General features: G+C 44.4%; 10 protein-coding genes and 1 pseudogene. 10 read left to right on the top strand and 1 reads right to left on the bottom strand.

Annotated elements, in window-relative coordinates; genetic code table 11:
- The first annotated feature begins 193 nt into the window (after positions 1 to 193).
- From ACTOY7_RS12195 to ACTOY7_RS12150, 10 genes and pseudogenes are all read left to right on the top strand, one after another.
- Positions 194 to 670, top strand: coding sequence for a pyridoxamine 5'-phosphate oxidase family protein (locus tag ACTOY7_RS12195; protein ID WP_160283027.1), 477 nt, complete (start codon positions 194 to 196; stop codon positions 668 to 670).
- Positions 671 to 673: 3 nt separating this feature from the next.
- A complete protein-coding gene (locus tag ACTOY7_RS12190) occupies positions 674 to 1,690 on the top strand; it encodes a glycosyltransferase family 2 protein (protein ID WP_160283026.1) in 1,017 nt (338 codons plus the stop codon).
- A 150-nt stretch (positions 1,691 to 1,840) separates the two neighbouring features.
- On the top strand, positions 1,841 to 2,443 hold the full coding sequence (rbr, locus tag ACTOY7_RS12185) for a rubrerythrin (protein ID WP_160283025.1): 603 nt from the start codon (positions 1,841 to 1,843) through the stop codon (positions 2,441 to 2,443).
- Between the two features lie 378 nt (positions 2,444 to 2,821).
- Positions 2,822 to 3,967: an MFS transporter gene (locus ACTOY7_RS12180; protein ID WP_300886190.1), complete on the top strand. Its 1,146-nt coding sequence runs from the start codon at positions 2,822 to 2,824 to the stop codon at positions 3,965 to 3,967.
- A gap of 196 nt (positions 3,968 to 4,163) precedes the next feature.
- Entirely contained in the window at positions 4,164 to 6,026 is a 1,863-nt protein-coding gene (locus ACTOY7_RS12175) for a S8 family peptidase (protein WP_300886192.1), read from the top strand.
- A gap of 90 nt (positions 6,027 to 6,116) precedes the next feature.
- The gene (locus ACTOY7_RS12170) at positions 6,117 to 6,527 is read left to right on the top strand and encodes a hypothetical protein (RefSeq protein WP_160283022.1); all 411 of its coding nucleotides are present in this window, start codon (positions 6,117 to 6,119) and stop codon (positions 6,525 to 6,527) included.
- An 18-nt stretch (positions 6,528 to 6,545) separates the two neighbouring features.
- Positions 6,546 to 7,226, top strand: a complete 681-nt coding sequence (locus ACTOY7_RS12165) for a nucleotidyl transferase AbiEii/AbiGii toxin family protein (RefSeq protein WP_300886195.1) — start codon at positions 6,546 to 6,548, stop codon at positions 7,224 to 7,226.
- Between the two features lie 95 nt (positions 7,227 to 7,321).
- Positions 7,322 to 8,706: pseudogene (locus tag ACTOY7_RS12160) on the top strand (TIGR02677 family protein); the annotation flags it as partial.
- Complete coding sequence (locus tag ACTOY7_RS12155) at positions 8,689 to 9,516, top strand: KilA-N domain-containing protein (RefSeq protein ID WP_482672191.1); 828 nt, start codon at positions 8,689 to 8,691, stop codon at positions 9,514 to 9,516. The pseudogene ACTOY7_RS12160 and the gene ACTOY7_RS12155, both read left to right, overlap by 18 nt.
- Positions 9,513 to 10,085 carry a type IV toxin-antitoxin system AbiEi family antitoxin domain-containing protein gene (locus ACTOY7_RS12150; RefSeq protein ID WP_482670627.1) on the top strand — a complete coding sequence of 191 codons (573 nt, stop codon included), beginning with the start codon at positions 9,513 to 9,515 and terminating at the stop codon, positions 10,083 to 10,085. Before ACTOY7_RS12155 ends, ACTOY7_RS12150 begins: the two co-directional genes overlap by 4 nt.
- A 188-nt stretch (positions 10,086 to 10,273) precedes the next feature.
- Here the strand turns inward: ACTOY7_RS12150 and ACTOY7_RS12145 are convergent, their stop codons facing one another.
- Complete coding sequence (locus tag ACTOY7_RS12145; RefSeq protein ID WP_300886318.1) at positions 10,274 to 11,686, bottom strand: MATE family efflux transporter; 1,413 nt, start codon at positions 11,684 to 11,686, stop codon at positions 10,274 to 10,276.
- Between the last annotated feature and the right edge of the window lie 366 nt (positions 11,687 to 12,052).

Genomic DNA, 12,052 nt, shown 5'->3' with positions numbered 1-12,052 from the left:
CTGAAAGTATTATACGATAATGATATGTTGGATGCAATTGACGAACTGGCCAAATAAATGGGCAAATAAGTCCGTCTTACTGTTCGTGCGTTTATTCTGAAAAACAGCCGGCAAAGCCTTGACATCTCTGTTTTACCATGCTATTTTGGAAAACAGCATGAAGGATCTAAAAATAGGAAAGAGGGCCATACAAGTGAGAAGAGCTGACAGAGAAGTAAAAGATGTGAATGAAATGATCAGGATCATGAAACAATGCGATGTGTGCAGGCTTGCGCTGAATGACGAGGGATATCCGTATATACTGCCTTTGAATTTCGGAGTGAAGGTGCAGGAGGGAAAAGTGACGCTGTACTTTCATGGAGCGGAGAAAGGAAAAAAATACGAGCTGATCAAGAAGGACAGCCGTGCCTCCTTTGAGATGGACTGTTCGCACAGGCTGGTTTCCTCAGAAGAGAAGGGGTATTGCACGATGGAGTATGAGAGCGTGATCGGAAGAGGAAAAGTAGAGATCGTATCTGAAGAAGAGAAGATGGAAGCATTGACCATCATGACAGACCACTACCACGAAACGCATTTTGATTTTCACACAAAGGCGGTTCCGAGAACGACGGCGATGAAGCTTGTGGTGGAGGAAATGACAGGAAAGCGGAGAGTGAAGGGAGAACATTAAAAAATGAAGTATATCACGTTTGCGATTCCATGCTATAATTCGGAAGCGTATATGGAAAAAGCGATCAATTCTATCCTGCCGGCAGGTGAGGACGTGGAGATCCTGATCGTGAATGACGGTTCTACAGATAAGACGAAGAAGATCGGGAAGCAGTATGCGGAACGGTTTCCGTCTATTGTGAAAGTGATCAATAAGGAGAACGGCGGACATGGGGACGCGGTGAATTCCGGACTGTCCCATGCTTCCGGAAAATATTTCAAGGTCGTGGACAGCGACGACTGGGTAGACGAGGATTCCCTGATGAAGCTTCTGGAGGTGATCAGGGGATTTGTCCGGGAAGGGTCTGAGGTGGACATGATCGTATCCAATTATGTCTATGAAAAAGCAGGGATGGAACACAAGAAGATCATCCATTACCGGAATGTCCTTCCGCAGAACGAGATCTTCCGGTGGGACGATATCGGCAGCTTCCATCTGGATCAGTATATCCTCATGCATTCGGTCATGTATCGTACAGAGATGCTCAAGCTCTGTCAGTTAAAGCTGCCGAAGCATACGTTTTATGTAGACAACATTTATGTCTACTATCCGCTCCCCCATGTGCGCCTGCTGTGTTATCTGGACGTGGATTTTTACCGGTATTTTATCGGCAGGGAAGACCAGTCTGTGAATGAGAAGATCATGATCAGCCGTGTGGACCAGCAGATCTATGTGACAAAGAGCATGATATCCATGTACGACCTGCGCCTGATCGGGAGCAAGAAGCTCAGGAAATATATGATCAATTATCTGGCGATCATGATGACGGTATCTTCCATATTATGTATCCGCTCTAAAAATGCGGAGAACCTTCAGAAGAAAAAAGAATTGTGGAAATATCTGCGGCAGATGGATTATAAGATTTTCCTGAAGATCCGCTATGGTATCCTGGGACAGACCATGAATCTGCCGGGAAGGTCCGGGAGAAAGGTATCTTCCATGGCGTACAGCGTCGCAAGAAGGCTGATCGGATTCAATTGATGCCTTTTGCGGCTTCTGCGGGCCGGATTTTGAAATGCAAAACGGCGGAGTCCCGCCGAATGATAGAAAATATTGGATTTTGAAGTATATTTTTCCAGCCATGGGACAGACTACTTATCGAAAGATAGAAAAAGAAAGGGAGTTTGTTCTATGGCTGTTCATTTTAAGGAAAGCAAGACAAAAGAAAATCTGATGCGGGCATTTGCCGGGGAGAGCCAGGCAAGAAACCGTTATACGTTAGGCGCGGAAAAAGCGCGGCAGATGAAAATGTATTCGATCGCGGATATTTTTGAGTACACGGCAGAGCAGGAACGCGCCCATGCGGAGCGGTATTATGAACTGCTGAAAAGCCTGTCGGGAGAGACGATCTTTATTGACGGAGGATATCCGGTGGACCAGCAGGAAGACCTTGCACAGCTGATCCGGGCCGCGGAGCACAATGAAAAGGAAGAGGCGGACGACGTATACCAGGAATTTGCCAGGGTTGCCAAGGAAGAAGGCTTCCTGGAAGCCGCATCTGCTTTTTCTCTGATCGCGGAAGTAGAACGGACTCACCAGCTCCGTTTTGCGCAGGTGGCCGAGATGCTGGAAAAGAACGAATATTTTGCCAGTGAAAATACCGGGAAATGGATCTGCACAAACTGCGGATACATTTTCGAAGGAAAGCAGGCTCCTTCATCCTGCCCGTCCTGCCACCATGAGCAGGGGTATTTCCTGCCTTATGAGCTTGCTCCATATAAAGGGAAGAATTAGTATATTTTTTGCAGATTGCCGCTGCTTTTGGTGTGCAGTCTGCATTTTATCGGAAAGAAATGAATGCGGTTTCGCTCATTTTCGTTATGCGGAGGATCATTTTGCATCTTGGCAAACCGCGGCATTTGTGCTATCATTTAACACAGATAGGAAAAGAGAGGCTGGATTTTATGTTCTGGAAAATGACAAATCTGCAACTGAAAAAAGGTAACATTTTACTGCTTTGCGGGGATAGTGCGCCTTTTTTCAGGAAGATTTGCAGAAGAACAGGAATCTATAAGCAGGATTTTTGACAGCTTCTGTTTTTCATTCATCGGATTTATAACAGGCACATTATCTCCTTAACGATTCTAAAATTACAGTTAAGGAGATTTTTTTATGCAGAATATACAAAAACAAATAACGAGATTGTATCTATCGACTGTACTCGGCAGTCTGTCCCTGACAGGCGCGTGGGTGGCGATTCTTGCGGCACGGGGTTATACATTGGTTGAAATAGGCTTTGCGGAAACTGTATTTCATATCACCAGTTTGATATTGGAAATTCCGTCAGGTGTCCTTGCCGATGTATTCGGAAGAAAAAATATGCTGATCGTCAGCAGCATGATGAGGATGACCGGTAATATCATGATGATAGTTTCCGGCAATTTATGGATGATATGTATATCCATGATGTTCCAGGCAGCAAGCTATAATTTTTCGTCAGGGTCAGGGGAGGCGCTGGCTTACGATTCGCTGAAATCAGAGGAACAGGAAGATCGCTATGAAAAGTATGCGTCAGATCAGCTGATCTTATATCGGCTTTGCGGCGGAATCTCTACGCTATGTGCCGGCTTCGCGCTTTTTATCGGATATCAGGCGGCATATGGGGCGGATCTGCTGATCGGGATTGCGCAAATGTGGGTACTCCGTTCCTTAAGCGAGGTTCGATGCTGCGAACATGAGAAAAATGGGAGGAGTCCGCAGCCGGGCTCTGCCATGAGGAGCCGGAAATTCCGAACCGCTCTATTTGCCATCAGGAGTGAGCTTGTGTCCTGTTTTCTCATGAGCCTTGGCTTTATGAAAAAGGCAAAGCGTGCCGTGCTTCTCATGTTCTGCAATTCGATGGTCGGGGCGGTTGATGTTTTGCTGTTATTTTTTCTTCAGGCAAAGCTGCCCAAGGCCGGTATGCCGGGGCATGTGCTTGGCTTCACACTGTTTTTCATGCAGCTGGGCGGCATACTCGGCGCGAGACTCATACTCAGATGTAAGAAGCTGCGGTATCGAAGCGTATTTGCGATAACTGCGTCACTTGTGCTTTGCGGTGTACTGGCGGAGCATTCCGGAAGGTATCTGCTTATGACCGCAGGAGGCTTTGCCGCCGCGCTCAGCGATGACGCGCTTCAGGTCAGAACCAATACGATTCTGCAGGATATGTTTCCGTCAGAGCAGAGGGCAACCTTGATTTCTATGGAATCATTTACCTTTTCGATGATCATGATCGTATTGTCACCGCTTGCGGGAGTGTTGTTTTCACATTGGTAAAGGACGGATGAGGCCGTCGGGAAATGGCATTTTTGTAAAATCTCTTGCTGTGATGCCTAATCGGTCCCAGCCATTTCCCGACAGCTTCGTTTTTCAGTATGCGGAGGGATTTCAGAAGATCGGAGGATATGGATTCGCATTTTGTATAAATCCGGCATATTGTAAAGGAGAGTGTGTGAAAAGCGGCGGTGCATTTATGGATAGTCAGAAAGCAGATAATCAGTTAAATCTTGCTCTGGATGCTTCGGAGGAGGAACGGCGGAAATCACTGGAGCTGGATGTGGGATATGACCCGATTGACCGGGAGTGGGATCTGATCATCAAATATTCCGGCAATTTGAATGAAGTTCGTCTGATTGCGGAGTCTGTAACGGAGATGGCCAATGAATATGCGGTCATTGTGATACGGGAATCCCAGATCCCTGAGCTGGTCAGGATTCCGGAGGTCGAGTATATCGAAAAGCCGAAGCGGTTATTTTTCCAGGTGGCAAACGGAAAAAGAGTTTCCTGTGTCAATCCGGTTCGGCAGGCTCCTTTTTCCTTAAGGGGAAAAGGCGTTCTCGTAGCGATCGTAGACAGCGGAATTGATTACAGCCTGTGGGATTTCCGCAATCCGGACGGTACGACGAGGATCCGTGCATTATGGGACCAGTCGATTGCCGGGAGCCCTCCCGAGGGGTATGCGATAGGAACGGAATATACACAGGAACAGATCAATGAGGCATTATCGGCGGAAAGCCTGCAGGAGAGAAACCGGATCGTGCCAAGCCGGGATTCCTCCGGACATGGTACGGCGGTGGCCGGGATTGCGGCCGGGAATGGACGGCAGTATATGGCATCAGGAAATGCCCGCAATGGGGAAAACGGGGGGCTGCCGGATATGCCGGAGGATGCAGGAAGCAATGCGGGAATCAGCTATCGTTCCGACAGCTCAGCCGTGGCGGAACAATATGCCGGCGTGGCTCCGGAAAGCGAACTGCTGATCGTCAAGATGGGCAGCCCCCGGGCGGATGGATTTCCCAGAACGACAGAACTGATGCAGGGAGTTGATTATGTGATCAAGAAAGCTCTGGAGCTGCGGATGCCGGTGGCGGTGAATATCAGCTTTGGAAATACCTATGGGGCGCACGACGGCTCATCATTAGTGGAACATTTCCTGGATGATATTTCGAATTACTGGAAGAGTGTGTTCTGCGTCGGCACCGGAAATGAGGGGACCAGCGCCGGGCATACGGCAGGGCGGATGCGTGAGAACCAGGAGGAAGAGGTGCAGCTTGGAGTGCAGAGCAATGAACCTGCGCTGAATGTGCAGATCTGGAAGTCTTATGTGGATCAGGTGGATATTTCCCTGGTCAGCCCTTCCGGTGTCCGCGTGGGACCGATTCAGGAGATATTAGGCTCCCAGAGATTTGTGCTGGGAAATACGGAGATCCTTCTATACTATGGAGAGCCCAGCCCTTATAGTGTGCGGCAGGAGATCTTCATAGATTTTCTTCCCAGGCAGTCCTATATCGACAGCGGAGTCTGGAGGATCATACTGACGCCCAGGAAGATTGTGAATGGAGAATATGAGATGTGGCTTCCGAGCCAGGGAGTGCTGAATATAGGAACGGCATTTTTATATCCGGAAAGCGGGGCTACGCTTACGATTCCGTCCACTGCGTCCAGAGTTGTGACGGTGGGGGCATATGATGCCCTGAACTTTACGTATGCGGACTTTTCCGGAAGGGGCGCCCGGACGGAGTATGCGGCGGGGTATGAAAATATGACGGCATTTAAGCCGGACCTGGCGGCTCCTGGAGTCAACGTGATGACTGCGGCGGCAGGGGGCGGATATGCTCCGGTGACGGGGACCTCGTTTGCGACGCCGTTTGTGACAGGGGGTGTGGCGCTGCTGATGGAGTGGGGGATCGTGAACGAGAATGATCCTTATCTGTATGGGGAGAAGGTGAAGGCTTATCTTAGGAGAGGGGCAAGGGCGCTGCCGGGGTTTGATGTGTATCCCAATCCGCAGGTGGGGTATGGGGCGCTTTGTGTGAGGGATAGTCTGCCGGTTTGAAAAATTTTATTGAAATTAAGAAAATGAAAACATATTCTTCTCAGTTTTATAAAATAATGATATACTAAAACCATTAGGGAGGTATCGAGAATGGCTGTTATAACGTATAATGACCAGTTGAGAAGGTTATTAGCTAATGTGAGATGCGTACTGGCATTTGATACAGCGGCAGACTTTTTGGGATTAACGAATGGTGGATATAGATCTGTAGTGCAGATTTTTGTTGATAAAAAACAAAATATTGAAGGAACTGAACAGACTTTGGTGCCTTCTTTAGAGACTCTTAAGTATGAAGAACGCAATGGGTTGAAATGTACAACAGTAAGCCAGACCATTATAGATCTTCTTGAACAAAATGGTGATGAACAGATTATTACAGAAAGTCTGGCAAATTATTATGAAGAGAATAATGAAAGTTTTGAAGGACTAGTGATACCAGCGCGTTTGCAATCAAGATTTGAAAAGTACAGAGTGTGGGCAATAGAATATTATGAAGAGTAGGTGACATATTTGGAGTTGATGGATTTTCTATATAGAGTTATGGAAGAGCTGGGAAATGCAGGTGTACCAATTGTCTTCAAAGGAGCAATGGTTCTTAATCTTGCAATTAAAAATAACAATCCATCAAAGGTAGAACGGGCAACCAGAGATATTGATGGAGACTGGGTCGGAGAATTACCGACAATGAAGGAAATAGAAAAAGCGTTGCAAAATGCTGTAAATAAAGTGGATTCTTCTTTAAATATTCAAGTCGTCAGAGTGTTTGGGGAAAGGAAGTCAGCAGGATTCAAAATTAGCAATGAGAGAGGAGAAAAGATTGCAAGTATTGATTTGAGCATTAGACAAAACCGATTTTGTAAATCATATATTTCTTATGTGAATGGAGTGGCTATTAAAGGAGCCAGCTTATCAAAAATGCTGTCGGATAAAATTTATGCAATTTCAAGTGGAAATGTGTGTAGAAGAACAAAAGATGTTTTAGATATATATGTGATGTCTTTTATTATGAAAATTGATGCGGATGAATTGCATCGAATATGGAAAGAGTCGGGCAGAGTACTTGGAGATTTTAAGGAATATAAAATACGATTTTCTGAATTGGAAGAAGCATATGGTAAAATGAAGGGCATAAAAAATAAACCGGATTTTATTGAGGTATACAACCGTGTAAGTGATATTGTTCATATGTTTGAAATTTAAACAAAGATAACATTGAAGAAGCAGAGTTGTTTACTGAGTTTCAGACAGCGTGAAAGAATGTAGATATCTTATAAGATTGAATTTGCGGACACAGGATGAATGAAGTGATACGGATGCGTCCGTTTGAGAGGATGGAGGGGGATTACAATTTGAAATATTTGGAATCAATCCAGGAAACCGTATACTTGTCTGCCGGTAATGCTCCGCAATACAGGCGCATAATGCGGATTTTTTTTATAGAGTACGAAAAAATGCACTTTCAATTATATAAGGAAGATGTGTTAGAGTTGCTTAAGGAGTACCCTGAGTTTTCAGATTATAATATGGAGCAGTTGAAAGCAGATTTGGAGGCGTTGGTTGGATGGAAAAATCTTACTCCGCTCCAAGACCCGAAAAGGGTTTATACGATTGCGGAATATAAAAAAAGCAGTACCGTTATACGATGTCAGAATATGCAGTAGAGATAGAGAGAATGATGGTAAAGCTTGAAAATCTTTTTATGGACAGTGGTAATCTGTCCATGAATTATTTTGTGAGGATTGAAAATGCCTTGAATAAAATGGAACAGATAGACCGCCAGGAACTGAAAGTGGTGAATGAGTGGTGGAGCAATCTACAGGAAGATTTTAAGAGATTAAACCGGAATTATCAGGATTATTTGAGAGAATTTTATTCAGGTAAATCAGATAAGGTGCTCAAATCCATTGAATTTGTCGTACATAAGGATCGGTTTATTTCTTACTTACAAGAGTTTGTGCAACAGCTTCAGAATAAATCCATACGTATCGAAAATATAATTAAGAATTTGCCGCAACAGATGGTAGACGGGGTATTGGAGAGGGTTATTGACAGTGAACTGGCAATCCCACATCCAGATTCGGAAATCCAGGATTTAAGAGTGAATGCGATAAGAGAAAATATTTACGGAAAATGGCAGAGCCTGTCAGATTGGTTTGTTCCGACGGATAAGCATCCAAGCGAAAGTCAGAAAGTAATGGATATTACTGACGATGTTATACGGAAAATTATACAGAATGCCGCCTTAATCGTACAGATACAAAATTGGGGAATCAGCCGTAAGGAAGATTATAAGAAATTTATTCAGATGTTTGTACAGTGCAAAAATGTGGAAGAGGCACATAAACTTTCGGCACATATATTTGGAATACAGCATGTGCGGTATTTTAAAGTAAACTGTTCGCATTCTACGGATAGTATAAACAGCAGCGTGTTTGATGAACTGCCATCGGAATATGAACTGAAGCCCCATACAAGAACTTATAAACCAAGAATACATAAATCTGGGTTTGAAAGTAAAGCGTTGGAGAAACTTGCACAGCGTAACCAATATTTGAAAAAGCTTGAGGAAGACAGAGAACTGGTTATGAAATATATCCAGGGCAATCAACTGGATATCAGTCGGATTGATGACTGTATTTCTGTGGATACAAGGGAAACTCTTCTGCGTTGGATTGCGCAGGCAAATCTGACTGTTTCCAAAAGCGGACGGACTGAGTATGGGCAGGCATTTCATTTAATAAAACAGGAAGCAAAAGATGGAGATTTTTTTATTTCAGATTGGCTTCGGAATAGAAATACTCTGGAATTTTTGGGGATTTGGGAAAGGATTTATAATCCGACTTTTAATTATGGCGAATTCGCCATAATTAAAAGCCAGGCAGGACTTAACCGATTCAAAATAAGTGTAAAAGAGTGGGTAGCGAAGACTAATGCAATTGGTTTGAAAGCAAATGCAGGACGATATGGTGGAACATTTGCTTACAAAGATATTGCCTTCGAATTTGGAATGTGGATAAGTCCTGAGTTTAAAATATATTTAATTCAGGAATTTGAACGGTTAAAAGAACTTGAATTGAAACAATATGGTTGGGACATAAAACGGAATTTAACAAAGATTAATTATGGGATTCATACAGATGCAATAAAACAGAATTTAATTCCAAAAGAATTGTCGAAAGAAATGATTAGCAGAATTTATGCATCTGAAGCGGACATACTAAATGTAGCGTTATTTGGAACAACCGCAAAAGAGTGGGAACTTGCGAATCCAAAATCAAAGGGGAACATTAGAGATTATGCAAGCGGGGCACAGTTAATTTGCCTGACAAATTTAGAAAGCTTAAACTCTGTTATGATAAAAGAAGGGAAAACTCAAAAAGAAAGAATAGAAAAGCTGAATGAGATTGCGATTTATCAAATGACAATTCTGACAGAAGACAAACGAATAGAAGATATGAATTTATTAATACAGGATGAAGATAAATCATGAGAGATAATACATATATAAAATTAGAAAGTATCTGTAAAAAATATAAAGGTTATGTAAGGACGCAGAAATTGCTTGAAGAAGGATTTTCAAATCGTCAGATAGCATTTCTGACAAAGGACGGTTATCTGGAAAAAATATGTTATGGAGTCTACTGGATCAACGGAAGAGGGTATGATAAGCCGCTAGATTATAAATGTATCGAAGTATGTCTTAGTGCGCCAAGAGCTGTTATTTGTATGGATAGTGCGTTTTATTATCATGGAGCGATTGCAACAGAGCCAGGTTGTTTATCAGTAGCTACAGAAAGAACAGACAGAAGTGTATTGAATATGAATTTTCCCGTAAAGCGACATTATTTCTCCAAAAATAATTTTGAGATTGGTCTGAAAAAAATAGAAACAGAATATGGCCGCTACTCTATTTATGATATTGAACGCAGTGTTTGTGATATCGTACGCTTGGAATCAAGAGATATTGCAGAGATTATAAATGAAATATACAAAAATGAATATCAACGAAAACGGTTATTAAAATATGCAGAACTTTTGAGAGTTAAGCAAATACATTGAGAGGGAACGTGATGAATTACATTTTAGATTATATAGTATTTGAGAGGCGGAACTGTGATGAATCAGAGCAATTCGATCGCATATCAAAAGCTTATTATGACTTGAACAAGCAGGATAGCAGGTGAATTAATCACCTACTTCCTACTCGATTGGCTCAGTTGTTGAGAAACAAGACGGTACAGCCTGCTTCAAGAACGTCCCTTCCTGGCTGCCAGCTCCGCCCGGAATCCCGGCAATGCCTCCCGGCCCATCTCGGTCACAGGCTTGATCCATTTTCCGCTCCTGGTATACCACAATTCAAAGGCAAGCCGGATCAGCTCGTCCGTATACAAGAACGAGAATACGGCAAGGAACGGGAGATGCCAGATCATGCCGGCAGCCCATGTTGCAGGAACGCTTACGGCAAACAGGCAGATGATCTCCAGCAATGTTCCGAATACGGCTTCCCCTCCGGCGCGGTAGCAGCTGTTCATGATATAGTTGCAGGTACGTATCGTTCCGGCCGCCAGATAGATAAGGATCATATATTTGCCGAAAAACATCGCCTCCGCCCCAAGACCGAACAGCGAAAGGAGCGGCCCGTTCAGCAGCAGGCCGATCAGGCAGATGCTGAAGGTGACCACCGGACACAGCAGAGCGAATTTTTTCATATATTGATAACCGCTCATAAGGTGGCCGGAGCCGACCTCCTTCCCCACGACCACAGAGGACGCGTCCGCAAGGCCGGCAAAGAAGGCGAATACAAAGCCTTCCAGCACACGGAACGCAGCCATGGCTGCGATGGCTGACTCGGACTGATGTCCGATGACGATATTGATCAGCATCTGTCCGATTCCGTAAAATAATTCATTGCAGATGATTGGCAGACATTTCCCCATGTATTCCCTGAGAAAACCATCCTTCCAGGAAAACATATCTTTGATTCTCAGCACAACTGTTTTTTTATCCCTTACAAGAAACAGGAACAGCACAAATACATTTACGATTCCTGATACCAAAGTCCCCACTGCCGCGCCTGCTGCCCCCATCTTGGGCATGCCGAAACGCCCGTAGATCAGGATCCAGTTCAGGATAAAGTTGGTGATCAGCGCAAGAATGGAACTGATCAGAGGCGGCTTTACGCGCTCAGTAGAACGCATCAGGAAGCTGATGATCATGGCGATGACCTGCAGGGGATAGGCAAAGCCGACGATTCGGATATAAGGAGCCCCGATGGCGATGATATTCGCCTTATCCGTATAGATCTCCAGTATAAACTCCGGGTTGGCGACCGCGGCTCCGCCGAAGAGCACGGACACAGCCAGCATACAGACCAGCGCAAGCCCAAAGACACGGTTGATCCCCTTCTCATTGCGGGCGCCCCAATACTGGGAGAAAAATAGCAGTCCCCCGCTTGCAAACCCGAAGTAGCAGGAAAAGAATAAAGATGAAATTTGGGAACAGATCCCAACCGCAGCTACGGACAACTCACCCTGGCTGCCGATCATGATGGTATCTACCATGCTTGCCGTGGTGGATAAAAAATTCTGAAACGCGATAGGCAGAGCGATGGTAAGCGCTGTCCGAAAGAAATTCACCCAGCTGATTTTTTCATTTCTCATAGTTTGACTCCTTTCATTTACATTCTATTATACGGGTCTCCCGCAAATCCCGCAGAAGACCCGTATGCCCCATTATACACGGAAAAATTGACAATGCAAGAGTTATTTCGTAAATGAAGAAACTTAATGGAGAAACCATTAAAACAGAAATGTATGTGCCTGCTTCAAAAGGTACTGGATGAGGTGGAAAAACGGATTCCCATCTAGTACAGCATTGTGTAATTAACGGTGAATACCGCACCTGCTATTTCTGCCAGCACTGCGTTGTCGTCAATCAACGATGCCACCGCATCGCCTCTTTCCTCCGCCTTGTCCTGACAAAAATATCAGGCATATTATTCACCATTATATACGCAATGCTGTACT

Source organism: Schaedlerella sp., from assembly GCF_056796775.1.
The sequence above is the reverse complement of the archived record's forward strand: the minus strand, read 5'-3'. Positions and strand labels throughout refer to the sequence as shown.

Excerpts from the sequence above, each read along its gene's own strand:
- ACTOY7_RS12190 (WP_160283026.1), top strand. The coding sequence starts at position 674 with ATGAAGTATATCACGTTTGCGATTCCATGCTATAATTCGGAAGCGTAT.
- rbr (WP_160283025.1), top strand. The coding sequence starts at position 1,841 with ATGGCTGTTCATTTTAAGGAAAGCAAGACAAAAGAAAATCTGATGCGG.
- ACTOY7_RS12180 (WP_300886190.1), top strand. The coding sequence starts at position 2,822 with ATGCAGAATATACAAAAACAAATAACGAGATTGTATCTATCGACTGTA.
- ACTOY7_RS12175 (WP_300886192.1), top strand. The coding sequence starts at position 4,164 with ATGGATAGTCAGAAAGCAGATAATCAGTTAAATCTTGCTCTGGATGCT.
- ACTOY7_RS12170 (WP_160283022.1), top strand. The coding sequence starts at position 6,117 with ATGGCTGTTATAACGTATAATGACCAGTTGAGAAGGTTATTAGCTAAT.
- ACTOY7_RS12165 (WP_300886195.1), top strand. The coding sequence starts at position 6,546 with ATGGATTTTCTATATAGAGTTATGGAAGAGCTGGGAAATGCAGGTGTA.
- ACTOY7_RS12150 (WP_482670627.1), top strand. The coding sequence starts at position 9,513 with ATGAGAGATAATACATATATAAAATTAGAAAGTATCTGTAAAAAATAT.
- ACTOY7_RS12145 (WP_300886318.1), bottom strand. The coding sequence starts at position 11,686 with ATGAGAAATGAAAAAATCAGCTGGGTGAATTTCTTTCGGACAGCGCTT.